We start from the raw sequence: 25,780 nt of genomic DNA, 5'->3' as shown, positions 1-25,780 counted from the left end.
CGGGCCGACGGTCCGAGTTCCCGCGGTGGGGAGCGGAGGGCGCGTCCCGCGCCGAACTCGAACCAAATGCCCATCTTACGGACGCCGCGCGCCGAGCGGAACCTCTGCAGCTGGGTGTCGGCCGGGTACGGCGGATCGCGCCGTCAGACACGCATGACCATACGAGTGTCGGTGGTCCGTGATGGAGTGCGGACATGCCGAACGACGACTGCCCCCGCCCACTCCCCCGCCTCCTGATCGCGCTGCTGCGACCCCCCGGGTCCGCCCGCTCCGCACGCACGTTCACTCTGCTCGCCGAGGGGCTCGCGCAGGAGCTCACCATCGGGGCACTGCCGGTCGCGCTCGTGCGGCTCCGTCGACACCTCGATCGCGCTGACGCCGACCGTCGGGAGCGTCGGTCAGCGGGTCGTCTGGAGTTGCTCGGCGGCGCGACGGCGCTGCGCGCCCACCGTGAAGAGCCGGGGGTTCACGTCGAGCAGGACGCGCACCGCCCCCACCCAGACCAGGGCCGAGCCGAGCAGGTGGACGGCGACCAGGGCCTCCGGCAGCGCGAGGAGCGACTGCGCGACGCCGACGAGCGCCTGCAGCAGAACGACGATCACGAAGGCCGCCACCCGCCGGCGGGCCAGCTCGGCGCCGGGGGCGCGCAGGAGCAGCAGGTAGAGGGCGATCCCGAGCCCGAGAGAGGCCGTCCCGAGCACGCCGTGGACGATCGTGACGCTCTCCCAGTGGAACTGCATCCGGGGCACCTCCGCGGAGTCGCCGGCGTGCGGGCCGGTGCCCGTCACGAGCGTCCCCACCAGGATGACGAGCAGGGTCGCGACGACGAGAGCGATGCTCGTGCCGCGGGTGAGGGCGTCCGGCTCGAACGATGTCGACTGCGAGCGGTGCGCGCGGTGCCAGGTGAGCGAGGTCGTCGTGAGCAGGGCGATCGCGAGCACGAAGTGACCCGCGACGATGTACGGGTTCAGCCCGGAGTGGACGGTCGCGCCACCGGCGAGGGCGTTCGCGACGACGAGCCAGAACTGCGACCACGCGAGTCGCGTCATCGTGCGATCGCGCGGCTTCTGCAGCCTCGCCGCGGTGATGGCCCAGCCGACGGCGACGACCAGCACACCCGTGAAGGCCCGATTGGTGAACTCGATGAACCCGTGGATCCCGAGCTCCGGCGTCGAGGTGAGCGAACCCGCCTCGCAGGCGGGCCAGGTCGGGCAGCCGAGTCCGGAGCCGGTGAGGCGCACGACTCCGCCGAAGAAGATGATGAGGATGCTCGCGACGAGCGCTGCGGTCGTCCCCCAGCGCAGCGCCCGCGGCGTCAGGGTCACCCGATCGGCGAGGAGGGAGAACGGCGTGATCATCAGAAGGGCAGCAGCGGGTCGATGCCGACCGCCAGGAAGAGCAGCGTCAGGTACCCGATCGAGCCGTGGAAGACGCGCATCGGCGAGACGTGCTCGTGACGGATCGCGAGGCTGTAGAGGCGGTGGGTCTCGGCGATGAACCAGACGCCGCTCGCGAGGGCGACGACGGTGTACACGACTCCCATCCCCGCCACGGGGATGAGGAGCAGCGAGCAGGCGACCGTCGCCCAGGCGTACAGGATCACCTGCAGGCCGACGATGGTGCGCCCCCGGACGACGGCGAGCATCGGCACACCCGCCGCTCGGTAGTCGTCGCGGTACTTCATCGAGAGCGGCCAGTAGTGCGGCGGGGTCCAGAGGAAGATGACCGAGAAGAGGATGATCGGCGCCCAGTCGAGCGAGTCGGTGACCGCGGCCCAGCCGATCAGGACCGGCATGCAGCCCGCGATCCCTCCCCAGACGATGTTCTGCGGGGTGCGGCGCTTGAGGAACAGCGTGTAGAACACGACGTAGATGAGGATCGCGGCGAGCGAGAGGGCGGCGGAGAGCCAGTTCGCGGTGAATCCGAGCCAGACGATCGAGAGGACTCCGATCGTGGTCGCGAAGACCAGCGCGGCGCGGTCCGAGATCTCCCCGGTGACGAGCGGGCGGTTCTTCGTCCGGTTCATCAGCCGGTCGATGTCGCGGTCGAAGTAGCAGTTGAACGCGCCGGCGGACCCGGCGCTCAGAGCGCCGCCGATCAGGACGTTCAGCACCAGCAGGAGGTTCGGGATCCCGCCCTGGGCCAGGATCATCGTCGGCGCGGTCACGACGAGGAGCAGCTCGATGACCCGCGGCTTCGTCAGCGAGACGAAGGCCTTCACCTTGCGCGAGAGCGGCGACCCCGACGGCCCGCCTCGCTCGACGGCGGTGGTCTCCACGACTAGGTCCATTGCTCCTCTAACGTTCGAACGATCCCGAACGAGTGTAATGCGCGTCGCCGAGGCGGACGCCGGGAGTGCACGCTTGTCCAATCGATCGCCGACATATGCGACCCCGCAACCCCCGCGGCCCGGCGCACCCCCCTCGGTATGATCGGACGTGCTCGCCAGAGCCGCCGGCACGCTTCCGCCGCCCGTCCGACCGATCGGTCACGACGCGCATGAAGAGGATCGTCGCCGGAGCATCGTGCCGAAGTCGTCATGCGGCGTGCTCCACCATGCGAGAGGGCGGACGGTCCCCGTCTCCCCCACGTCTCGAGAAGGGTCAGTACCAAGTGTCAGAACTGCAATGGGAATCCATTGACGAGAAGGCAGTCGACACGGCGAGGGTCCTCGCCGCGGATGCGGTCGAGAAGGTCGGCAACGGCCATCCCGGAACCGCCATGAGCCTCGCGCCCGCCGCCTACCTCCTGTTCCAGAAGGTCATGCGCCGCGACCCGTCCGACGCCACCTGGATCGGACGCGACCGCTTCATCCTGTCGGTCGGCCACTCCTCGCTGACCCAGTACGTCCAGTTCTACCTGGGCGGCTACGGCCTCGAGCTCGACGACCTCAAGGCGCTGCGCACCTGGGGCTCGAAGACCCCCGGGCACCCCGAGTACGGACACACCGACGGCATCGAGATCACGACCGGGCCGCTCGGCCAGGGTCTCGCCTCGGCCGTGGGCTTCGCCTACGCCTCGCGCTTCGAGCGCGACCTGTTCGACCCCGAGGCCGCCGCGGGCGACTCGCCGTTCGACCACTTCGTCTACGTGATCGCCGGCGACGGCGACCTGCAGGAGGGCATCACCAGCGAGGCGTCCTCGCTGGCCGGCCACCAGAAGCTCGGCAACCTCGTCGTCATCTACGACTCCAACCAGATCTCGATCGAGGACGACACCAACATCGCCTTCACCGAGGACGTCAAGGCCCGCTACGAGGCCTACGACTGGCAGGTGCAGGTCGTCGACTGGAAGAAGACCGGCGAGTACCACGAGGACGTCGCCGAGCTCCACGCCGCGATCGAGGCCGCGAAGGGCGAGACCGACAAGCCGTCGCTCATCATCCTGCGCACGATCATCGGCTGGCCGTCGCCGAAGAAGCAGAACACCGGCAAGATCCACGGCTCCGCCCTCGGCGCCGACGAGCTGCGCGGCCTCAAGGAGGTGCTCGGCTTCGACCCCGAGAAGACCTTCGACGTCGCCGACGAGGTCATCGAGCACACCCGCAAGGCCGTCGAGCGCGGCCAGGCGGCGCACGCCGAGTGGAACGAGCAGTTCGACGCGTGGGCCTCGGCGAACCCCGAGAAGAAGGTCCTCCTCGACCGCGTCCTGAGCGGCGAGCTGCCCGAGGGCGTCGAGGACGCCCTCCCGGTCTTCGAGCCCGGCAAGGAGGTCTCGACCCGCGCCGCGTCCGGCAAGGTCATCAACGCTCTCGCCGGTGTCGTCCCCGAGCTCTGGGGCGGCTCGGCCGACCTCGCCGAGTCGAACAACACGACGATCGAGGGAGCGGGCTCGTTCGTCCCGTCCGAGTTCTCGACCCACGAGTGGACCGGCAAGAAGGGCGGCCGTGTGCTGCACTTCGGCATCCGCGAGCACGCCATGGGCGCGATCCTGAACGGCATCGTCCTGCACGGCAACACCCGCCCCTTCGGCGGCACCTTCCTGATCTTCTCCGACTACATGCGCCCGGCGGTCCGTCTCGCCGCGCTCATGAAGGCGCCGGCGATCTACGTCTGGACCCACGACTCCGTCGCCCTCGGCGAGGACGGCCCGACGCACCAGCCGGTCGAGCAGCTGGCCGCCCTCCGCGCGATCCCGGGACTGGACATCGTCCGTCCCGGTGACGCGAACGAGGTCGCCTACGCCTGGAAGACGATCCTCGAGCGTCGCGAGGGCCCGGCAGGGCTCGCGCTCACCCGCCAGAACATCCCCGTCTTCGAGCGCGGCGAGGGCGAGGCCGAGGGCGAGACCTTCGCTCACGCCTCGAACGTCGCCCGCGGCGCGTACATCCTGGCCGACGCGCCGAACGGCACCCCGGACGTCATCCTCATCGCCACCGGCTCCGAGCTGCAGATCGCCGTCGAGGCGCGCGAGCTGCTGAAGGGCGAGGGCGTCAACGCCCGCGTCGTCTCGGCTCCGTCCCTCGAGTGGTTCGAGGAGCAGGACGCCGAGTACCGCGAGAAGGTCCTGCCCTCCTCCGTCAAGGCCCGCGTCTCGATCGAGGCGGGGCTCAGCCTCGGCTGGCAGAAGTACGTCGGCGATGCCGGCCGCTCGGTCTCGATCGAGCACTTCGGCGCCTCCGCCGACTACAAGACCCTGTTCCGCGAGTTCGGGATCACCACCGACGCGGCCCTCACCGCCGCGAAGGAGTCGATCGAGGCTTCCTGACCCCGAAGGCCGCGTCCACCCCGGACGCGGCCTTCGCCGTCAGCCCGACGACTCCCCCACGACCCGTTCCACCTACGCACGAAGAAGAAGAGACATGACTGAGAACACCCCCACCGCAGAGCTCTCCGCCGCAGGCGTCAGCATCTGGCTCGACGACCTCTCGCGCTCGCGCATCTCCTCCGGAGGACTGCAGAAGCTGATCGACGAGAAGAACGTCGTCGGAGTCACCACTAACCCCACCATCTTCGCCGCGGCACTCGCGAACGGCGAGTCCTACGACGCCCAGGTGCGCGAGCTCGCCGCCGCCGGCACCTCGGTGACCGACGCCGTCTTCGAGATCACGACCGACGACGTCGCCGCGGCGTCGGACATCTTCCGCCCGATCTACGACGCCAGCCACGGCTACGACGGCCGCGTGTCGATCGAGGTCGAGCCGGGCCTCGCGCACGACGCGCAGGGCACGATCGAGCAGGCCAAGGCCCTCTGGGCCAAGGTCGACCGTCCGAACGCGATGATCAAGATCCCCGCGACCGTCGAGGGCCTCGAGGCCATCACCGAGGTCATCGGCTCCGGCATCTCGGTCAACGTCACCCTGATCTTCTCGCTCGCCCGCTACCGCGCGGTCATCAACGCCTACCTCGCCGGTCTCGAGAAGGCCAAGGAGGCGGGCATCGACCTCGCCACCATCCACTCGGTCGCCTCGTTCTTCGTGTCGCGCGTCGACACCGAGATCGACAAGCGCCTCGAGGCCGTCGGCACCGAGGAGGCCCGCGCGCTCAAGAGCAAGTCGGGCGTCGCCAACGCGCAGCTCGCCTACGAGGTCTTCGTCGAGGCGTTCGCCACCGAGCGCGCCCTCCTGCTCCAGGAGTCGGGCGCGAACCGCCAGCGCCCGCTGTGGGCCTCGACCGGCGTCAAGTCGACCGACCTCCCCGACACCCTCTACGTGACCGAGCTCGTCGCGGCCGGCGTCGTCAACACGATGCCCGAGAAGACCCTCGAGGCGACCTTCGACCACGGTGACATCACCGGCGACACCGTCACCGGGTCCTACGCCGACGCGAACGCCGTCCTCGACGCCGTCGCCGCGCAGGGCGTCTCGTACGCCGACGTCACCGAGCTGCTCGAGAAGGAGGGCGTCGAGAAGTTCGTCGTCTCCTGGAACGAGCTGCTCGACACCGTGACCGCGGCGCTCGAGGGCGCGAAGGCGCAGGCCTGAGCATGACGATCCAGATCCACGTCAGCGGAGACGCCGAGAAGGCCGTCGACCGCGTCGTCCCCGATCTCGTCGCCGACGAGGTCGCCTCCGGCATCACCGCCCAGGTCCCCACCCTCTGGGGAGCGGCGGCCGAGGAGGAGTCGGCCAAGCGCCTCGGCTGGACCGAGTCGACCACGGTCTCGCGCCCGCTGGTCCCCCGGATCCTGGCCCTCCGCGAGGAGTTCCAGGCCAAGGGCATCGACCACATCGTGCTCGGCGGCATGGGCGGTTCGTCGCTCGCGCCCGAGGTCATCACCCGCACGGCGGGCGTCGAGCTCACCGTGCTCGACTCGACCGCCCCGGGTCAGGTCCTCGCCGCTCTGCAGGACCGCCTCGCCACCACGGCCGTCGTGATCTCGTCGAAGTCGGGCTCGACCGTCGAGACGGCGAGCCAGAAGAAGGCGTACGAGAAGGCCTTCACCGAGGCCGGTATCGACCCGCTCGACCGCATCGTGATCGTGACCGACCCGGGCTCGCCGCTCGATTCGTCCTCGCGCGAGGCGGGCTACCGCGTCTTCAACGCCGACCCGAACATCGGCGGACGCTTCTCGTCGCTCTCCGCCTTCGGTCTCGTGCCGTCCGGTCTCGCCGGCGCCGACATCGAGGCGTTGCTCGACGAGGCGGCGGAGGCGTCGCTCGGCCTGGCCGTCGACACCCCCGAGAACCCGGGTCTGATCCTGGGCGCGGCCATCGCCGCGACCAGCCCGCGCCGCGACAAGCTCGCGATCGTCGCCGACGGCACGCACATCGTGGGCTTCGCCGACTGGGCGGAGCAGCTCATCGCCGAGTCGACCGGCAAGGACGGCACGGGCATCCTCCCCGTCGTCCTCGGCACGCTCGCGCCCGAGCTCTCCGAGAACCTGCCCGACGTGCAGGTCGTCCGTCTCGTCGAGGACGCGTCCGCGCTGCACCTGTTCCCGCGCGACCGGCACGAGGGCGAGATCCTCCTCTCCGGGTCGCTCGGCGCGCAGATGCTGACCTGGGAGTACGCGGTCGCCGTCGCGGGCCGTCTGCTCGGGATCAACCCGTTCGACCAGCCCGACGTCGAGTCGGCGAAGATCGCGACCCGCGCGCTGCTCGAGAAGCGCCCCGAGCCGGCTCAGCCGGCCTTCACGGACGCCGGCATCGAGGTCACCGGGACCGCGGCCGTCACCGAGGGCGTCACCACCGTGGCGCAGGCCGTCGACCTGCTGCTCGCGCAGCTGGGCGAGGGCGGCTACGTCTCCATCCAGGCCTACGTCGACCGCCTCGCCCTCCCGCAGCTCGAGGGCGTCCGCGACCTCCTCGCCGCGCAGGCGCAGCGTCCCGTGACCTTCGGCTGGGGCCCTCGCTTCCTGCACTCGACCGGTCAGTACCACAAGGGTGGAGCGCCGACCGGCGTCTTCCTCCAGATCACCGAGCGCGCGGACGTGGACCTCGAGATCCCCGAGAGCCCGTTCACCTTCGGCCAGCTGATCCTCGCCCAGGCCGCCGGCGACGCGAGCGTGCTCGCGGAGCACGGCCGCCCGGTGCTCACGCTGACGCTGACCGACCCCGAGGCCGACCTCGAGGCGCTCTTCGAGGCGCTCAACACCTGATCCGACGGGCACGCCGCTCCCCGCCCTCGAGGCGGGGGCGGCGTGCCCGCGGTCGTCCGCGGCTCCTCGCGAGCCGCGATCGCAAGCCCTCATCGGAGCGGGCGGGCGTCCCCTCCCCCTCCCTCACCGAGAGCAGTGCGCCGTCACGGCCGGCATCCCCGGCCGCCCCGGCACGCAGAAGACCCAGGAACACAGAAGGACACTGCACATGCCTGTGGACATCACCCCCGAGTTCAACCCGCTGCGGTTGAGCTTCGACCGCCGGTTGAACCGGATCGCGGGCCCCAGCGGCCTCGTGATCTTCGGAGTCACCGGCGACCTGTCGCGCAAGAAGCTCATGCCGGCGGTCTACGACCTCGCCAACCGCGGCCTCCTCCCGCCCGGCTTCGCGCTCGTCGGCTTCGCCCGACGCGACTGGGACGACCAGGACTTCGAGAAGGTCGTGCACGACTCCGTCAAGAAGTACGCCCGCACCGAGTTCCACGAGGAGGTCTGGACCCAGCTCGCGCAGGGCATCCGCTTCGTGCAGGGCGAGTTCGACGACCCCGACGCGTTCGCGCGCCTGAAGACCACCGTCGACGAGCTCGACCGCGAGCGCGGCACCAACGGCAACTTCGCCTTCTACCTCTCGATCCCGCCGAAGTCGTTCCCGCAGGTGACCGAGCAGCTCCGCAGCTCCGGCCTCGCCGAGCAGAAGGAGGGCCAGTGGCGACGCGTCGTCATCGAGAAGCCCTTCGGCAGCGACCTCAAGACCGCCCGAGAGCTGAACGCCGTCGTCGAGTCGGTGTTCCCGCCCGACTCCGTCTTCCGGATCGACCACTACCTCGGCAAGGAGACGGTCCAGAACATCCTGGCGCTGCGCTTCGCCAACATGATGTACGAGCCGCTCTGGAACTCGAACTACGTCGACCACGTCCAGATCACGATGGCCGAGGACATCGGAGTGGGCGGCCGTGCCGGCTACTACGACGGGATCGGCGCCGCTCGCGACGTCATCCAGAACCACCTGCTGCAGCTCCTCGCCCTCACGGCGATGGAGGAGCCGATCTCGTTCGACGCCGCCGACCTGCGCGCCGAGAAGGAGAAGGTGCTCGCCGCCGTCCGCCTGCCGAAGGACCTCTCCACGGTCACGGCGCGCGGTCAGTACTCCGGCGGCTGGCAGGGCGGCGAGAAGGTCCTCGGCTTCCTCGAGGAGGACGGCATGAGCCCGACCTCGACCACCGAGACCTTCGCCGCGATGCGCCTCGACATCGGCACCCGCCGCTGGGCCGGCGTCCCGTTCTACCTGCGGGCGGGCAAGCGCCTCGGCCGCCGCGTGACCGAGATCGCCGTCGTCTTCAAGCGCGCGCCGCAGCAGCTCTTCGCCGAGAGCCAGACCACCTCGCTCGGCCAGAACGCGCTCGTCATCCGCGTGCAGCCCGACGAGGGCGTGACCATGCGCTTCGGCTCGAAGGTGCCCGGCGCCGGCATGCAGGTGCGCGACGTCACGATGGACTTCGGCTACGGCCACGCGTTCACCGAGGCCAGCCCCGAGGCCTACGAGCGCCTCATCCTCGACGTCCTCCTGGGCGAGCCGCCGCTGTTCCCGCGGCACGAGGAGGTCGAGCTGTCCTGGAAGATCCTCGACCCGATCGAGGAGTACTGGAGCACGCAGGGCCAGCCCGAGCAGTACCGCCCCGGAACCTGGGGCCCCGACTCCGCCGACGAGCTCCTCGCTCGCGACGGCCGCACCTGGAGGCGTCCATGATCGTCGATCTGCCCGACACCACGACCAGCGAGGTCTCGAAGACTCTCGTCAAGATCCGCGAGGAGGGCGGCGCCGTCGCCCTCGGCCGCGTCCTCACCCTCATCATCGCGACCTCCCGGGGTCACGAGGAGGAGGCGATCGACGCCGCGAACGACGCCTCGCGCGAGCACCCGATGCGCGTCATCGTCGTCTCGAAGGACGACGGACTCACCACGGTGCCCGTCGACGCGACCCCCCGGGTCGACGCGCAGATCCGCGTGGGCGGCGATGCGGGGGCCAGCGAGGTCGTCGTGCTCCGCCCGTTCGGCGACGCCGCGAGCGACGAGGAGAGCCTCGTCACGGGTCTGCTCCTGCCCGATGCGCCCGTCGTCGCCTGGTGGCCGAACAGCGCGCCCGAGAGCGCCTCCCAGTCGCCCATCGGCCGGATCGCGCAGCGCCGCATCACGGACGCGTCCGCGCAGTCCAACCCGGCGGAGGCGCTGCACCACCTCGCCTCCACCTACGCCCCGGGCGACACCGACTTCGCCTGGACCCGGCTCACGCTGTGGCGCGCTCAGCTGGCGGCGGTCCTCGACCAGCCGCCGTACGAGTCGATCACCGCGGTCGAGGTCTCGGGAGCCCCGGACTCCCCCTCGACGATCCTGCTCGCCGCCTGGTTGCAGCTCGAGCTCGACATCCCCGTCGACCACGAGCTCACCATCAGCGCGACCGGATCGAGCGGCATCCACGGGGTCCGTCTCTTCCGCGAGTCGGGCGTCATCGAGCTCGAGCGCTCGATACCGAACGTGGCGACGCTGACCCAGCCGGATCAGCCCGTCCACGACATCTCGCTCCCCCGCCGCAGTCTCCGCGACTGCCTGGCGGAGGAGCTGCGCAGGCTCGACCCCGATGACCTGTACGGTGAAGTGATCTCGCGCGGTGTGGACATGCTCTCGGAGAAGTCCGGGGCCCGCAGCGCGTCCTGATGTCGTCGGCCCGCTCGCGGGCCGACGCTTCCTGACCCGGAGTCGACCATCCGCCGATCGGCGACCACCAGAAGGAGACCCTGCATGACCACCGAACGTCGTGTGCTCGTCCACCGAGACAAGCAGACCCTCGCCGGCTCGGTCGCCGCGCGCTTCCTGACCAAGACGATCGACATCCTCGACGACCTCGGGTCGGCGAACGTCGTCCTGACGGGCGGCACGATGGGGGCGGCGACCCTCAAGGAGATCGCCGGCTCCTCGGCCGCGGGGAACGTCGACTGGACGCGGGTCCACTTCTGGTGGGGCGACGAGCGCTGGGTCCCCCGCGGGCACGAGGACCGCAACGACGTGCAGGCAGGCGACCTGTTCGCGTCACTCGACGTGCCGAGTGAGAACGTCCACTCGTATCCGGCCTCCGACGAGGGCATCGACCTCGACGCCGCCGCCACGCAGTACGACGCCGAGCTCCGCGCGCACGCGACCGAGGGCCGCGACTACCCGCGCTTCGACATCACCTTCCTCGGAGTCGGCCCCGACGGGCACATCGCGTCGCTCTTCCCCGAGCGCTCCGCGATCCGCCACCCGAAGCCCGGTGTGCTGGCCGTCCGCAACTCGCCCAAGCCGCCGCCGGAGCGCCTCACGCTCACGCTGCCTCTGATCAATCAGTCCGACCGGGTCTGGATGGTCCTGGCGGGTGCCGACAAGGCCTCCGCGCTCGGTCTGGCACTCGCGGGCGCCAGCACGAACGAGGTGCCGGCCGCCGGCGCGTTCGGCCGCAAGCGCACGGTGTTCTTCGTCGACCAGGAGGCCGCAGCCGAGGTCCCCGAGTCGCTCATCGCGCCGAGCTACTGAGCCGGGCCGGACCGGACCGTCCGGCCCGTGAGAACGACGAAGGGCCCGACTCCCTCGCGGGGGTCGGGCCCTTCGTCGTTCGTCGGCCGTGGGGCCGATCAGGACGGCGTCGCGGTCCCGCGGCGCCGGCCCGTGAGAACGACGAAGGGCCCGACTCCCTCGCGGGGGTCGGGCCCTTCGTCGTTCGTCGGCCGTGGGGCCGATCAGGACGGCGTCGCGGTCCCGCGGCGCGCGCGGAGCTGCTGGAGCGCCTCCTCGAGGAGTTGCGCGGCCTCGGCCTCGGTGCGACGCTCCTTCACGTACGCGAGGTGCGTCTTGTAGGGCTCGGTCTTCGCGACCTGAGGCGGGTTCGCCCGGTCGCGACCGGCCGGGAGACCCGACTGCGGAGAGTCGATGACCTCGGGGATCTCGTCCTCGGGGAGCGCCGCCGAGAAGTGGCGCACCGTCTCGTTGCCGAGAGCGTCCCAGTAGGAGACCGCGACGCGCTCCGCGTGGAAGCCTCGGTCCTGCTCGCCCATGGGTCCCGCGCCGACGCGCGAACCGCGGATTGCACTGCCGCCTGATGCCATTCCGTGTACCCCTATGCTCCGGTGTCGAACTTGGTGATGAGACCGAGAACCACGATGCTGGCGACCCAGACGAGACCGAGGATCACGGTGATGCGGTTCAGATTGCGCTCTGCGACGCCCGAGGCGCCGAGGTTCGAGGTCACTCCGCCGCCGAACATGTCGGACAGACCGCCGCCGCGCCCCTTGTGGAGCAGGATCAGCATGGTGAGCAGGAGGCTCGTGATGCCCAGGACGACCTGGAGCACGACCTGGAGGATGTCCACGCGGTACCTTTCGAAGTTCTGGCGCGTTGCGCGCCCCGTCGAGTATAACGGGCGCCTGCGAATCCCCCGACGAAACCACACCCCCTGTTACGGCGAGCGGTATACGTGGCGGCGGATGACGGGAGGCGCGGGGCGCTCTGAAGAGTGACGGGAGGGGCGGCCTCGTCGCGGCGCCATCCCGCGCCGCTGCGCGGCGCCCGCCAGACCCGAGCCAGGCGCCGCGACGAGGCCGCCCCTCCCGTCCGCGTCCGGAGGACGGGACTCGGGACCGAGGTTCGAAGGGAGGTGGGTCTCGATACGCCGCCTCCAGCGGCTACTCGGCCAGCAGGGGTGAGCCCGACGTCTTCTCAGCACACATCCTTGAAGGCGGGGTCGGCAGACGCTGTCGCCCGCTGCCCTGCTGATCGAGTAGGCCGCGCAGCGGCCGTATCGAGATCTCCCACCGTCAGAAGCGGAGGCTTGCAGATCGCTGCTCGGGACAAGGCGAACCGGCGATTCGCGTGCGAGCGAATCGGCGTAGCCGGACGCACGAAGCTCTTCGGGACGCGACCATGCATGGAAGCCGACTGCGCCGCGCCGCGCGAAGAGCGCCGTGGAAGAACAGCACTCCGCAATCTGCGCTCGGTACATGAGCAGCAGAGACGACTGAAGGGGTGGGCCGCGAGGCCCACCCCTTCAGATTCAGAGCGCTAGACGCCTACGTGATTGCGGAACCGGGCGATCGCTGCGAACTCGTCGACCTGGAGGCTGGCGCCTCCGACGAGGGCGCCGTCGACGTCGGGTTCGCGCATGAAGCCGGCGATGTTGCCGGACTTCACGGAGCCGCCGTAGAGGATGCGTGTCTTCGCCGCGGTGTCGGCTCCGAGGATGTCGGAGACGACGTCGCGGAGCGCCTTGCAGACCTGCTGGGCCTGCTCGGGCGTGGCGGCCTGGCCGGAGCCGATGGCCCAGACCGGCTCGTAGGCGACGACGAGGTCGGCGTCCGCGGGCAGGCCGGTGAGGGCCTCCTTCAGCTGCGCGACGGGCACGGCCGACGGGCCGTGCTTCTCGAGGTCCTCGGCGGTCTCTCCGACGCAGATGACCGGTGCGACGCCGTGCTTGATCGCCGCAGCCGACTTCGCCGCGATGTCCGCGTCCGTCTCGGCGTGGAGCGTGCGACGCTCCGAGTGCCCGACGATCACGTAGTCGCAGTCGAGCTGCTTCAGGAACTGACCCGAGATCTCACCGGTGTAGGCCCCGCTGTCGAACTTCGACAGGTCCTGCGCGCCGTACTTGAGCGGCAGCTTGTCGGAGTCGACGAGGATCTGCACCGGGCGGAGGTCGGTGAAGGGCGGGAACACTGCGACCTCGACACCGTCGAAGTCGTGATTCGCGTCCTTCAGGCTCCACGCGAGCTTCTGCACGAAGGCGATGGCCTGGAGGTGGTCCAGGTTCATCTTCCAGTTGCCCGCGATGAGCGGCGTCCGCCCGAGGGAGGAGGGAGCTCCTCCCGTGCTGTCTACTGCCATCCGAGGACCTCCAGTCCGGGGAGTCGCTTGCCCTCGAGGAATTCGAGGCTCGCGCCGCCTCCCGTCGAGATGTGGCCGAACTGCCCGTCCTCGAAGCCGAGGGCGCGCACTGCCGCGGCCGAATCGCCTCCGCCGACGACGCTGAGTCCGTCGACCTCGGTGAGGGCCTGGGCGACGGCCTTCGTGCCCGCCGCAAACGGCTCGAGCTCGAAGACGCCCATGGGGCCGTTCCAGAACACCGTCTTCGACGCAGCGACGATCTCGGCGAAGCGCTTCGCAGTGTCCGGGCCGATGTCGAGGCCCAGTCCGCTCGCTCCGAACGGGGTGCCCTCGATGAGGTCGGCCGCAGCGACCTCGTGCTCCGCGTCGGCTCCGAACTTCGAGGCGACGACGACGTCGGTCGGCAGGACGATCTCGACGCCCAGCTCCTTCGCCTTCGCGAGGTAGCCGAGCACGACGTCGACCTGGTCGGCTTCGAGCAGGCTCGAACCGACCTCGTGGCCCTGGGCCTTGAGGAAGGTGAAGAGCATGCCTCCGCCGATGAGGATCGAGTCGACCCTCGGCAGCAGGTGCTCGATCACGCCGAGCTTGTCCGAGACCTTCGATCCGCCGAGCACGACCGTGTAGGGGCGCTCCGGCTTCTCGGTGAGGCGGTCGAGGACCTCGAGCTCGGCGGCGATCAGAGTGCCGGCAGCGCTCGGGAGCAGCTGCGCGAGCTCGTAGACGCTCGCCTGCTTGCGGTGGACGACTCCGAAGCCGTCCGAGACGAAGGCGTCGCCGAAGGCGGCCAGCTTCTCGGCGAAGGCGCGGCGCTCGTCCGCGTCCTTGCTGGTCTCGGCTGCGTTGAAGCGCAGGTTCTCGAGGACGACGATCTCGCCGTCGCCGAGGGCCTCGACCGCGGAGGAGGCCTCGTCGCCGACAGTGTCGCCGGCGAACGCCACGGGGGCGTCGAGGAGCTCACCGAGTCGCTTCGCGACCGGCGCGAGGCTGTACTTCGGGTCGGGCTCCCCGTCGGGGCGCCCGAGGTGGCTCACGACCACGACTCGGGCACCCTCGGCGACGAGCCGCTGGAGCGTGGGGACGGACGCGCGCACGCGGCCGTCGTCCGTGATCGAACCGTCCTTCAGGGGGACGTTCAGATCGCAGCGGACGACGACGCGCTTGCCCGACAGTGCACCCAGTGAGTCCAGAGTGCGGAAGGTCACTGCTGCGAGCCCTAGAGCTTGCCGGCGACGAGCTCGGCGACGTCGACGAGGCGGTTGGAGTATCCCCACTCGTTGTCGTACCAGGAGGCGACCTTGACCTGGTTGCCGATGACCTTGGTGAGGCCGGAGTCGAAGATCGACGAGTGCGGGTCGGTCACGATGTCGCTCGAGACGATCGGGTCCTCGGTGTACTTGAGGATGCCCTTGAGGTCGCCCTCGGCCGCGGCCTTGTACGCCGCGTTGATCTCCTCGACGGTGGCCGGCGTGGTCAGCTCGACGGTGAGGTCGGTGATCGAGCCGGTCGGGACCGGGACGCGCAGTGCGTAGCCGTCGAGCTTGCCGACGAGCTCGGGGATGACGAGGCCGAGCGCCTTGGCGGCACCGGTCGAGGTCGGGATGATGTTGACCGCGGCGGCGCGCGCGCGACGGAGGTCGCTGTGCGGGCCGTCCTGGAGGTTCTGGTCGGCCGTGTAGGCGTGGACCGTGGTCATGAGGCCGCGCTCGATGCCGAAGTTGTCGAGCAGCACCTTGGCGAGCGGCGCGAGGCAGTTCGTGGTGCAGGACGCGTTCGAGACGATGTCGTGCACCTGGGGGTCGTAGGTGCCCTCGTTGACGCCGAGGACGATGGTCGCGACGTCGCTGCCCGAGGCGGGTGCCGAGACGATGACCTTCTTGGCGCCGGCGGTGATGTGCTTGCGCGCATCCTCCGACTTGGTGAAGCGGCCGGTCGACTCGATGACGACATCGACGCCCAGCTCGCCCCAGGGGAGGTTCGCGGGGTCGCGCTCCTCGAGGACGATGATCGGCTTGCCGTTGACGACGATCTTGTCGCCGTCGAGCTCCACCGTCGCGTCGAGGCGTCCGGTGATGGAGTCGTACTTCAGGAGGTGCGCGAGCGCCTTGTTGTCGGTGAGGTCGTTGACCGCGACGATCTCGAGGTCGCTGCCCTTGGCGAGGGCCGCACGGAGGAAGTTACGGCCGATACGGCCGAAGCCGTTGATGCCGATCTTGACGGACACAGATATCTCCTGATGAGGAAGGGCACCTCGACGGTGCAGTGGAGGGTGTTGATCGCAGTGGGCCGGTGGGAACCGGCCCGGGCGTCCCGGGCGCAGAGGCCCGGGACGCCGAGATCGCTATGACAGTAGCAGCAGGCCCGAAGTCTTCTCGCGGGCCTTCTCGAAGCGCGCGGAGACGTCGGCCCAGTTCACGATGTTCCAGAACGCCTTGACGTAGTCGGCCTTCACGTTGACGTAGTCGAGGTAGAAGGCGTGCTCCCACATGTCGAGCAGCAGCACCGGCACGGTCGCCGCGGCGAGGTTGCCCTGGTGGTCGTAGAGCTGCTCGATGATGAGCTTCTCGCCGAGCGAGTCCCACGCGAGGATCGACCAGCCGGAGCCCTGGATGCCGAGGGCGGAGGCGGTGAAGTGGGCGCGGAACTTGTCGAACGAGCCGAAGTTGTCGTCGATCGCCGCGGCGAGCTCGCCGACCGGCTTGTCGCCGCCGTCGGGCGAGAGGTTGTTCCAGAACACGGTGTGGTTCACGTGACCGGCGAGATTGAACGCCAGGTCCTTCTGGAGCTTGTTGACGTTCGCGAGGCTCTCGGTGTCGCGGGCCTCCTGGAGCGCGGCGAGGGCGGTGTTCGCGCCCGTCACGTAGGTGGCGTGGTGCTTGTCGTGGTGGAGCTCCATGATCCGCCCACTGATGTTCGGCTCGAGGGCCGAGTAGTCGTAGGGCAGTTCGGCGAGCGTGTAGTCAGCCATGTGCGATCTCCTGTTCGTGGTCGTCGACCTCGGCAGTCCCACCGGCTCCGACCGTCCGAGCGCGAGGCGCTGGAGCGGGGGTCGGCGTGTCCGAGCGACGTTTCCAGTCTAGTGACGGGGCACCCGCGCACTCGGACGGTCTCCCCCGTTCAACCAGGAGACACTCAGCGTTCGCCGGGTGGACGGCTCAGAGGTCGCGCAGCTCGGCCGGGAGGTTCGCGTCGGTGCCGGGGATGTCGAGGTCGGCGGCGCGCTTGTCGGCCATCGCGAGGAGGCGGCGGATGCGACCGGCGACCGCGTCCTTCGTCATCGGGGGGTCGGCGTGGTGGCCCAGCTCGTCGAGACTCGCGTCGCGGTGCGCGAGCCGGAGTCGACCGGCGTAGCGCAGGTGCTCGGGGATGTCGTCGCCGAGGATCTCCATCGCGCGCTCGACACGCGAGCACGCGGCGACGGCGGCCTGCGCCGACCGGCGGAGGTTGGCGTCGTCGAAGTTGACGAGCCGGTTCGCGGTCGCGCGCACCTCGCGTCGCTGGCGCAGCTCCTCCCAGCTCGCCACCGTCGAGGTGGCGCCCATCAGGGTGAGCATCGCGCTGATGCTCTCGCCGTCGCGGACGACGACCCGGTGCACACCGCGCACCTCCCGCGACTTCGCCTGCACGCCGAGGCGGCCGGCCGCGCCGACGATGGCCATCGCCGACTCGTTGCCGGGGCAGACGATCTCGAGCGCCGCCGAGCGGCCCGGGTCGGTCAGCGAGCCCTGCGCGAGGAAGGCGCCGCGCCAGACTGCGGCGAGCTCCTCCCGGGAGCCCGTCGTCAGCCGGTTCGGGAGGCCGCGCACCGGGCGACCGCGCTGGTCGAGCAGCCCTGTCTGCCGGGCGAGCGTGTCGCCGCCCTCGACCACGCGGACGAGCCAGCTGGTCGTCCGGCGCGATCCGCCGGCGGAGATGATGGTGCCCTCGCTGCGGACGCCGTAGAGCTCTGCGAGATCGCGGCGCACGCGGGTCGCGAGAGCTGCGGAGTCGAGCTCGACCTCGACCGCGAGGCGGTTCGAGATGATGTGCAGTCCGCCGGAGAAGCGGAGGACGGTCGCCAGTTCGGCGGCACGGACGGTGTTCTTGCGCGAGACGATCGCGACCAGTTCGCCCTTGACGTCTGCGGTGAGGGCCACGGAGTCTTCCTTACGTCGGGTGCGCGGCGGAGCGCGCGGGAATCATTCTCGGCCGAGGTCGCGGTGCGCCACGTTCACGGCGACTCCCGGCAGCTCGGCCAGTCGGGCCGCGATGCGTCCGGCGACCGCGACGGAGCGGTGCTTGCCCCCCGTGCAGCCGATGGCGATCGTCGCGTGGCGCTTGTTCTCGCGCTGGTAGCCGTCGAGCACCGGGCGCAGGGCTCGCGAGTAGGAGTCGATGAACTCCTCCGCCCCCTGCTGGGCCAGCACGTATTCTCTCACCTCTTCGTCGAGCCCGGTGTGCGGGCGGAGCTCGGGGATCCAGTACGGGTTGGGGAGGAAGCGCGCGTCGGCGACCATGTCGGCGTCGGTCGGCAGGCCGTACTTGAAGCCGAAGCTCATCACGGTGATCTGGAGGCCCGCACGCCCGGCCTCGGCGAATCGCTCCGTGATGGTCGTCGCGAGCTGGTGGATGTTGAGGTCGGAGGTGTCGATCACGATGTCGGCGGACTCGCGCAGCTGCGCCAGTCGTCCGCGCTCCGCCGAGATGCCGTCGAGCAGCGTGCCTCGGCCCTGCAGCGGGTGCGGGCGCCGCACCTGCTCGAAGCGGCGCACCAGGGCAGCGTCGGTCGCCTCGAGGAACACGACGCGGAGGTCGACACCCGCTTTGAGCTCGCGCACGATCTCGCCGAGGTCGGCGAAGAAGTCGCGCCCGCGGACGTCGACGACGGCCGCGATCTTCGGCAGCGTGTCGCCCGCGCGCTGGGCGAGGTCGACCAGGGGTCGGAGCATCTGCGGCGGGAGGTTGTCGACCACGTACCAGCCGAGGTCCTCGAGGGCGTTCGCGGCCGTGGACCGGCCGGCACCCGACATCCCCGTGACGATCAGCACGTCCTGCTGCTCGCTCTCCGTGCTCATGGGTTCTCCGTGCTCGTATCTGTGTCGCTCGAAAGTGTCTGTGGCGCTCGAAAAGTGCTGTGTCGCTCGTGAGTTCTGCGTCGCTCGTGAGTTCTGCGTCGCTCGTGAGTTCTGCGTCGCTCGTGAGTTCTGCGTCGCTCGTGAGTTCTGCGTCGCTCGTGACGGGGGCCCGCGCCCTCCTCGGAGGGTCGGATGTCCAGCCTAGGGCGTGGGCCCGACACCGGGCGGAGGCGTCAGGGGTGCAGGTACCCGTGGATCGCGGCGGCCAGCGTCGGCCCGATCCCCTTCACCTCGGCGATCTCGGCGTCGGAGGCCTCGCGCAGCCGCGCGACGGATCCGAAGTGCTTGAGCAGATCGCGCACCCGCGTGCCACCGAGCCCGGGGATCTCGCCGAGCTGCGACGCGATGTCGCGCTTGCGGCGCTGGCGCTGGTGGGTGATGGCGAAGCGGTGGGCCTCGTCGCGGATCCTCTGGAAGAGGAAGAGGGCGTCGCTGTTGCGCGGCAGGATCACCGGGAAGTCGGAGTCGGGGAGCCAGATCTCCTCGAGTCGCTTGGCGATGCCGCACAGGGTGATCCCGGTGACTCCGGACTCGTCCAGGGCGCGCTGGGCGGCCGCGACCTGCGGTTGACCGCCGTCGACGATCAGGAGCTGGGGCGGGTAGGCGAACTTGCGGCGCTTCGCCTCCCCCGTCTCGGGATCGAGGATCGCCGGCTCGACCGGCTCCTTCAGGTAGGCGAGTCGCCGGGTGAGGACCTGGTGCAGCGACTCCGTGTCGTCGGTCGACTCCGCGATCGAGAACCGGCGGTACTGGTCCTTGCGGGCGAGGCCGTCCTCGAAGACGACCATCGACGCGACGATGTTGGTGCCGCTGAGGTGCGAGACGTCGTAGCACTCCATCCGGAGCGGGGCCTCGGTCATGCCGAGGGCGTCGCGGATGTCCTCCAGCGCCTGGGTGCGCGCGGTGAAGTCGGCCGAGCGGCGGGTCTTGTAGAGCATCAGCGAGTGACCGGCGTTCTGCGTCGCGGTCTCGAGCAGCGCCGCCTTGTCGCCGCGCTGCGCCGCCCGCAGCCTGACGTTGGCGCCGCGGAGGCTCGAGAGCCACTCCTCGAGCGCCTCGCTGTCCTCCGGCAGCTCGGGGACGACGACCTCCTTCGGCGGGATGTCGCCGTTCTCGTAGGCCGCCTGGAGTGCCGTGTCGACGAGCTCGGCCGTCGTCATGTCGAGCTCCTTGTCGACGACCCAGCCGCGCTCGCCGCGGATGCGTCCGCCCCGCACGCGGAACTGCTGCACGGACGCCGCGAGCTCGTCGTGCACGATCGCGTAGAGGTCGACGTCGACGTTGTCCTTGAGCACGACCGCGCTCTTGGCGAGCACGGCGTCGAGAGCGGCGGCCTGATCGCGCAGCTTGCCGGCGCGCTCGTACTGCATCTCGCCCGCGGCCTCGCGCATCTCCTTCTCGAGCTCGCCGATCATCCTCCGGTCGTGGCTGCCCATGAACGCGACGAACCGGTCGACCATCTCGCGGTGCTCCGCGAAGGTGACGCGGTGCGAGCAGGGACCGCCGCAGCGGCCGATCTGGGAGGCGAAGCACGGCTTCCCGCTCTGCATGGCCCGCTTGTAGTTCGAGTCGTTGCAGGTGCGGATCGGGAAGGCCTTGATCATCAGATCGATGGTCTCGTGGATGGCCCAGATCTTCGGGTAGGGGCCGAAGTACCTCGCCCCGCGGATCTTCGAGTTGCGGGTCACCATCACGCGGGGCGCCTCGTCGCCGAGGGTCACCGCCATGTAGGGGTACGACTTGTCGTCGCGGAACTTGACGTTGAACGGGGGGTCGAACTCGTTGATCCAGGTGAACTCGAGCTGCAGTGCCTCGACGTCGGTGCCGACGACGGTCCACTCGACGCCCGACGCCGAGGTGACCATCCGCCGGGTCCGCTCGTGCAGGCTCGGCAGCGGCGCGAAGTAGTTGCTGAGTCGCGCGCGCAGGTTCTTGGCCTTGCCCACGTAGAGGACCCGGCCCCTCGCGTCCTTGAATCGGTAGACCCCCGGGAGGGTCGGGATCTCGCCGGCCTTGGGCCGGTAGTCGAGTGTCTGCGCCATGCCCCGTGCCCGCCCGGCCGCGCTATCGGCCGAGGATCTCGGCCAGGAACCCGCCGGTGTGGCTCTCCGCGACCTTCGCCACCTGCTCCGGTGTGCCGATCGCGACGACCTGCCCGCCGCCGGCACCGCCCTCGGGACCCATGTCGATCAGCCAGTCGGCCGACTTGATGACGTCGAGGTTGTGCTCGATGGTGATGACCGTGTTGCCCTTCTCGACGAGCGAGTTCAGCACGAGGAGGAGCTTGCGGACGTCCTCGAAGTGCAGGCCGGTGGTCGGCTCGTCGAGCACGTAGACGCTGCGGCCGTTGGAGCGGCGCTGCAGCTCAGTGGCGAGCTTGACGCGCTGCGCCTCGCCGCCCGAGAGCGTCGTCGCGCTCTGCCCGAGCCGCACGTAGCCGAGGCCGACCTCGACGAGCGTCCTGAGGAAGCGGTGGATCGAGGTGATCGGCTCGAAGAAGTCGGCAGCCTCGGCGATCGGCATGTCGAGGACCTCGGCGATGTTCTTGCCCTTGTAGTGGACCGTCAGGGTGTCGCGGTTGTAGCGCGCTCCCCCGCAGACCTCGCAGGCCACGTAGACGTCGGGCAGGAAGTTCATCTCGATCTTGATGGTGCCGTCGCCCGAGCAGGCCTCGCAGCGGCCGCCCTTGACGTTGAAGCTGAACCGGCCCGGGAGGTAGCCGCGGGCCTTCGCCTCGGTCGTCTCGGCGAAGAGGTTGCGGATGCGGTCGAAGACGCCGGTGTAGGTGGCGGGGTTGGAGCGCGGGGTGCGGCCGATCGGGTTCTGATCGACGTGCACGACCTTGTCGAGGTTCTCGAGGCCGGTGACGCGGGTGTGCTTGCCCGGCACCTTGCGCGCCCCGTTGAGCTGGTTGGCGAGCACCCGGTAGAGGATGTCGTTGACCAGCGTGCTCTTGCCCGACCCCGAGACTCCGGTGACCGCGACGAAGGTGCCGAGGGGGAACTCCACGTCGACCTTGCGGAGGTTGTTGGCGTTGGCCCCGACGACCTTGATCATCCGCTTGCGGTCGATCCTGCGGCGCTTCTTCGGGATGTCGATCGACTTGCGGCCCGAGATGTAGTCGCCCGTGAGCGAGTGCGTGTTCTCGAGCAGGGCGTCGTACGAGCCGGAGTGCACGACCTTTCCGCCGTTGACGCCGGCGCCCGGGCCGATGTCGACGATCCAGTCGGCGGTGCGGATGGTGTCCTCGTCGTGCTCGACGACGATCAGCGTGTTGCCGAGGTCGCGGAGCTTCAGCAGGGTGTCGATGAGGCGGCGGTTGTCGCGCTGGTGCAGGCCGATGCTCGGCTCGTCGAGCACGTAGAGCACGCCGGTGAGTCCGGAGCCGATCTGGGTGGCCAGTCGGATGCGCTGGGCCTCGCCTCCGGAGAGCGACGCGGCCGCTCGCGAGAGGTTGAGGTAGTTGAGCCCGACCTCGATGAGGAAGTCGAGGCGCGCCCGGATCTCGCGGAGGACCTGCGCGGCGATCGTCGCCTCGCGCGGGGTCAGCTCGAGCCGGCCCATGAACTCCTGCGCGTCGCCGAGGCTGAGGTCGGCGATGTCGGCGATGCTCGCTCCGTGCACGAGGACGGCGAGCACCTCGGGCTTGAGGCGCGAGCCCTTGCAGACGGGGCAGGGCACCTCGCGGAGGAACTCGGACCAGCGGGTGCGCTGCACATCCGTCTCGGCCTGCACGTACTGGCGCTCGATGTAGGGCACGACGCCCTCGAAGCCGGAGGTGTAGCTCATCTCACGGCCGTAGCGGTTCTTCCACTTGACCTTGACCTCGAAGTTGTCGCCGTGCAGCACTGCCTGCTGCACCTCGGAGCTCAGGCGCTTCCACGGGGTGGTCAGCTTGAAGCCGAGGTCTCGCGAGAGGCCGTCGAGCAGCTTCTCGTAGTACTGGAAGAGGCCCTTGCCCTGGGTGGTCCAGGGGATGATGACGCCCTCGGCGATGCTGAGGTCGGGGTCGCCGAGGAGCAGCTCGTCGTCGACCGACATGCGCGTGCCGAGGCCGGAGCACTCGGGGCAGGCGCCGAAAGGCGCGTTGAACGAGAAGGTGCGCGGCTCGATCTCGGTCAGCGAGATCGGGTGGTTGTTGGGGCAGGACAGCTTCTCGGAGAAGGTGGTCCACGCGCCCTCGCCCTCACCGTCGACGAAGTTGATCTGCACGATGCCGTCGGTGAGACGCAGAGCTGTCTCGAGGGAGTCGGTGAGGCGGCCGAGGATGTCGGGGCCTGCGACGAGGCGGTCGACCACGACCGAGATGTCGTGCTTGTACTGCTTCTTGAGGGTCGGCGGATCGCTGAGCTGGATCAGGCTGCCGTCCACCATCGCACGCGAGTAGCCGCCGGCGGTCAGCTCCTTGAAGAGGTCGACGAACTCGCCCTTCTTCTGCGAGACGACCGGGCTGAGGATCTGATAGCGGGTGCCGCCCTCGAGCTCCATCATCTGGTCGGCGATCTGCTGCACGGTCTGCGCTGAGATCTTCTCGCTGCAGATGGGGCAGTGCGGCACGCCGATGCGCGCCCAGAGCAGGCGCATGTAGTCGAAGATCTCGGTGATGGTGCCGACGGTGGAGCGCGGGTTGCGGTTGGTCGACTTCTGGTCGATCGAGACCGCGGGACTGAGGCCCTCGATGAAGTCGACGTCGGGGCGGTCGACCTGCCCGAGGAACTGGCGGGCGTAGGCGGACAGCGACTCGACGTAGCGGCGCTGCCCCTCGGCGAAGATCGTGTCGAAGGCCAGCGACGACTTGCCGGACCCCGACAGACCGGTGAAGACGACCATCGAGTCACGCGGGATCTCGAGGTCGACGTCGTGCAGGTTGTGCACCCGGGCGCCACTGACGACCAGCTTCGACACCGACTCGTCGAGGGAGCTGACGAAGCGGTGGAAGGAGGGAGAGGGGGTGGACGAGGGGTCTGTTACGGCATTCGCGATCGACACCTCGAAAGTGTATGCGGAGCCACCGACATCGCCCGGGGGCGTTCGCTGGGCGCTGATACCGGTCATCGGAGCTTGCGGTTCGGGCGCCGCTCTGCGGACGGGGACGGCATCGGCCGCCCCCGCCCCGGCGCCCGCCCTCAGGAGAGGTGACCCGCCTTCTCCATCTGACGGAGCTCCCGCTTGAGCTCCTGGACCTCGTCGCGCAGGCGCGCCGCGAGCTCGAACTTGAGCTCGCCCGCCGCCTGGAGCATCTGGCCGTTGAGGTCGGAGATGATCGCCTCGAGGTCGTTGCCGCCGTTCGCGGCGAGCCCCTGCCTGCGGAGGTTCGGCGTCGGGCTCTTCTTCTTCGCGTCGCGGCCCGCGAGGAGCTTGGCCGTGTCGGCACCCTCGCGGGCGAGGGCGTCGGTGATGTCGGCGATCTTCTTGCGCAGCGGCGTCGGGTCGATGCCGTGCTCGAGGTTGTACGCGACCTGCTTCTCGCGGCGGCGATCGGTCTCGTCGATCGCGAGCCGCATCGAGTCGGTCACCCGGTCGGCGTACATGTGCACCTCGCCCGACACGTTGCGAGCGGCGCGGCCGATGGTCTGGATCAGCGACGTCGAGGAGCGGAGGAATCCCTCCTTGTCGGCGTCGAGGATCGCGACCAGCGACACCTCGGGCAGGTCGAGTCCCTCGCGGAGGAGGTTGATGCCCACGAGGACGTCGTAGACGCCGGCGCGCAGCTCGGAGAGCAGCTCGACCCTCCGCAGGGTGTCGACGTCGGAGTGCAGGTAGCGGACGCGGACGCCGGCCTCCGTGAGGAAGTCGGTCAGCTCCTCGGCCATCCGCTTGGTCAGGGTCGTCACCAGCACGCGCTCGTCGCGCTCGGTGCGGCGCTTGATCTCCTCGAGCAGGTCGTCGATCTGGCCCTTGGTCGGCTTGACGACGATCTCGGGGTCGATGAGGCCGGTCGGGCGGATGATCTGCTCGACGATGCCGTCGGCGATCCCCATCTCGTACCGGCCGGGGGTCGCCGAGAGGTAGACCGTCTGGCCGACGCGCTGCTTGAACTCCTCCCACTTGAGCGGACGGTTGTCCATCGCCGAGGGGAGGCGGAAGCCGTGCTCGACCAGCGTGCGCTTGCGGGAGGCGTCGCCCTCGTACATCGCGCCGATCTGGGGCACGGTGACGTGCGACTCGTCGATGACGACGAGGAAGTCGTCGGGGAAGTAGTCGAGGAGGCAGTGCGGCGCCTCGCCCGACTCGCGGCCGTCTATGTGGCGGGAGTAGTTCTCGATGCCCGAGCAGAAGCCGATCTGCTGCATCATCTCGAGGTCGAACGTGGTGCGCATCCGGAGGCGCTGGGCCTCGAGCAGCTTGTTCTGCTTCTCGAGATCGGCGAGGCGCACCTCGAGCTCCTGCTGGATCGTGTCGATCGCGCGGTGCATGACGTCCTGGCTGGCCACGTAGTGCGAACCGGGGAAGACGGAGACCGACTCGAGCTTCTTCACGATGTCGCCGGTGAGCGGGTGGAGCGTGTAGAGCGCCTCGATCTCGTCGCCGAACATCTCGATGCGGATCGCGAGCTCCTCGTACATCGGGATGATCTCGATCGTGTCGCCCCGGACGCGGAAGGTGCCGCGGGCGAAGTCGACGTCGTTGCGCGCGTACTGCATCGAGACGAACTTGCGGATCAGGCGGTCGCGGTCGACCCGCTGGCCGACCTGGAGGGCCACCATCGCCTCGAGGTACTGCTCGGGCTGACCGAGACCGTAGATGCACGAGACGGTGGAGACGACGATCACGTCCCGTCGGCTGAGCAGCGAGTTGGTCGTCGAGTGGCGGAGGCGCTCGACCTCGGCGTTGACGGAGCTGTCCTTCTCGATGAAGGTGTCGGTCTGCGGGACGTACGCCTCGGGCTGGTAGTAGTCGTAGTACGAGACGAAGTACTCGACCGCGTTGTTGGGGAACAGCTCGCGGAACTCGTTCGCGAGCTGCGCCGCGAGGGTCTTGTTGTGGGCGAGCACGAGCGTGGGTCGCTGGACGGCCTCGACGAGCCACGCGGTGGTCGCCGACTTGCCCGTTCCCGTGGCGCCGAGGAGCACGACATCGGCCTCGCCCGCCCGGATCCGGGCGCTCAGATCGGCGATCGCGGCCGGCTGATCGCCGCTCGGCTTGTACTCGCTGACGACCTCGAAGGGATGCACGGCACGGGTGGGCTCCATGCTCGAAGCGTAGCCGCGACCACCGACACG

General features: G+C 69.6%; 19 protein-coding genes. 6 read left to right on the top strand and 13 right to left on the bottom strand.

Annotated elements, in window-relative coordinates:
• Positions 1-398 precede the first annotated feature (398 nt).
• Positions 399-1,358, bottom strand: a complete 960-nt coding sequence (locus tag GRS92_RS03880) for a COX15/CtaA family protein (RefSeq protein ID WP_159853511.1) — start codon at positions 1,356-1,358, stop codon at positions 399-401.
• A complete protein-coding gene (locus GRS92_RS03875; RefSeq protein WP_159853509.1) occupies positions 1,358-2,290 on the bottom strand; it encodes a heme o synthase in 933 nt (310 codons plus the stop codon). Before GRS92_RS03875 ends, GRS92_RS03880 begins: the two co-directional genes overlap by 1 nt.
• A gap of 323 nt (positions 2,291-2,613) precedes the next feature.
• On the opposite strand from GRS92_RS03875, the gene tkt reads away from it, so the two are divergent.
• The 6 genes from tkt to pgl all read left to right on the top strand — a co-directional run bounded on the left by tkt (position 2,614) and on the right by pgl (position 11,103).
• Positions 2,614-4,707: a transketolase gene (tkt, locus tag GRS92_RS03870; protein ID WP_159853507.1), complete on the top strand. Its 2,094-nt coding sequence runs from the start codon at positions 2,614-2,616 to the stop codon at positions 4,705-4,707.
• A 94-nt stretch (positions 4,708-4,801) separates the two neighbouring features.
• On the top strand, positions 4,802-5,923 hold the full coding sequence (gene tal / locus GRS92_RS03865; RefSeq protein ID WP_159853505.1) for a transaldolase: 1,122 nt from the start codon (positions 4,802-4,804) through the stop codon (positions 5,921-5,923).
• A gap of 2 nt (positions 5,924-5,925) precedes the next feature.
• Entirely contained in the window at positions 5,926-7,539 is a 1,614-nt protein-coding gene (locus GRS92_RS03860) for a glucose-6-phosphate isomerase (RefSeq protein ID WP_159853503.1), read from the top strand.
• A 208-nt stretch (positions 7,540-7,747) separates the two neighbouring features.
• Entirely contained in the window at positions 7,748-9,286 is a 1,539-nt protein-coding gene (gene zwf, locus GRS92_RS03855) for a glucose-6-phosphate dehydrogenase (RefSeq protein ID WP_159853501.1), read from the top strand.
• The gene (locus GRS92_RS03850) at positions 9,283-10,251 is read left to right on the top strand and encodes a glucose-6-phosphate dehydrogenase assembly protein OpcA (RefSeq protein WP_159853499.1); all 969 of its coding nucleotides are present in this window, start codon (positions 9,283-9,285) and stop codon (positions 10,249-10,251) included. Before zwf ends, GRS92_RS03850 begins: the two co-directional genes overlap by 4 nt.
• An 84-nt stretch (positions 10,252-10,335) precedes the next feature.
• Positions 10,336-11,103 (top strand): 6-phosphogluconolactonase, encoded by a 768-nt coding sequence (gene pgl / locus GRS92_RS03845; RefSeq protein WP_159853497.1) that lies wholly within the window; start codon positions 10,336-10,338, stop codon positions 11,101-11,103.
• A 203-nt stretch (positions 11,104-11,306) separates the two neighbouring features.
• On the opposite strand, the gene GRS92_RS03840 is transcribed toward pgl, so the two are convergent.
• From GRS92_RS03840 to uvrB, 11 genes are all read right to left on the bottom strand, one after another.
• Positions 11,307-11,672 (bottom strand): RNA polymerase-binding protein RbpA, encoded by a 366-nt coding sequence (locus GRS92_RS03840; protein WP_055791968.1) that lies wholly within the window; start codon positions 11,670-11,672, stop codon positions 11,307-11,309.
• An 11-nt stretch (positions 11,673-11,683) separates the two neighbouring features.
• Positions 11,684-11,935, bottom strand: a complete 252-nt coding sequence (gene secG / locus GRS92_RS03835; protein WP_056042800.1) for a preprotein translocase subunit SecG — start codon at positions 11,933-11,935, stop codon at positions 11,684-11,686.
• Positions 11,936-12,624: 689 nt separating this feature from the next.
• Positions 12,625-13,443 carry a triose-phosphate isomerase gene (gene tpiA / locus GRS92_RS03830; RefSeq protein ID WP_159853495.1) on the bottom strand — a complete coding sequence of 273 codons (819 nt, stop codon included), beginning with the start codon at positions 13,441-13,443 and terminating at the stop codon, positions 12,625-12,627.
• Positions 13,434-14,648 (bottom strand): phosphoglycerate kinase, encoded by a 1,215-nt coding sequence (locus tag GRS92_RS03825; protein ID WP_159853493.1) that lies wholly within the window; start codon positions 14,646-14,648, stop codon positions 13,434-13,436. The genes tpiA and GRS92_RS03825 overlap by 10 nt, the downstream gene beginning before the upstream one ends.
• A gap of 11 nt (positions 14,649-14,659) precedes the next feature.
• A complete protein-coding gene (gene gap, locus GRS92_RS03820) occupies positions 14,660-15,667 on the bottom strand; it encodes a type I glyceraldehyde-3-phosphate dehydrogenase (RefSeq protein ID WP_068207959.1) in 1,008 nt (335 codons plus the stop codon).
• A gap of 117 nt (positions 15,668-15,784) precedes the next feature.
• Positions 15,785-16,411, bottom strand: coding sequence for a superoxide dismutase (locus GRS92_RS03815; protein ID WP_159853491.1), 627 nt, complete (start codon positions 16,409-16,411; stop codon positions 15,785-15,787).
• A 187-nt stretch (positions 16,412-16,598) separates the two neighbouring features.
• Positions 16,599-17,579: a DNA-binding protein WhiA gene (gene whiA / locus GRS92_RS03810; protein WP_159853489.1), complete on the bottom strand. Its 981-nt coding sequence runs from the start codon at positions 17,577-17,579 to the stop codon at positions 16,599-16,601.
• 42 nt (positions 17,580-17,621) lie between these two features.
• A complete protein-coding gene (gene rapZ / locus GRS92_RS03805; protein WP_159853487.1) occupies positions 17,622-18,497 on the bottom strand; it encodes an RNase adapter RapZ in 876 nt (291 codons plus the stop codon).
• Positions 18,498-18,730: 233 nt separating this feature from the next.
• Positions 18,731-20,599: an excinuclease ABC subunit UvrC gene (gene uvrC, locus GRS92_RS03800; RefSeq protein WP_159853485.1), complete on the bottom strand. Its 1,869-nt coding sequence runs from the start codon at positions 20,597-20,599 to the stop codon at positions 18,731-18,733.
• Between the two features lie 22 nt (positions 20,600-20,621).
• Entirely contained in the window at positions 20,622-23,546 is a 2,925-nt protein-coding gene (uvrA, locus tag GRS92_RS03795) for an excinuclease ABC subunit UvrA (RefSeq protein ID WP_442966218.1), read from the bottom strand.
• A gap of 137 nt (positions 23,547-23,683) precedes the next feature.
• The gene (uvrB, locus tag GRS92_RS03790; RefSeq protein WP_159853481.1) at positions 23,684-25,750 is read right to left on the bottom strand and encodes an excinuclease ABC subunit UvrB; all 2,067 of its coding nucleotides are present in this window, start codon (positions 25,748-25,750) and stop codon (positions 23,684-23,686) included.
• Between the last annotated feature and the right edge of the window lie 30 nt (positions 25,751-25,780).

Origin of the sequence: Rathayibacter sp. VKM Ac-2754 (genome assembly GCF_009807095.1) — a bacterium.
In the GTDB taxonomy this organism is placed as follows: Bacteria; Actinomycetota; Actinomycetes; order Actinomycetales; family Microbacteriaceae; genus Rathayibacter.
The sequence above is the reverse complement of the archived record's forward strand: the minus strand, read 5'-3'. Positions and strand labels throughout refer to the sequence as shown.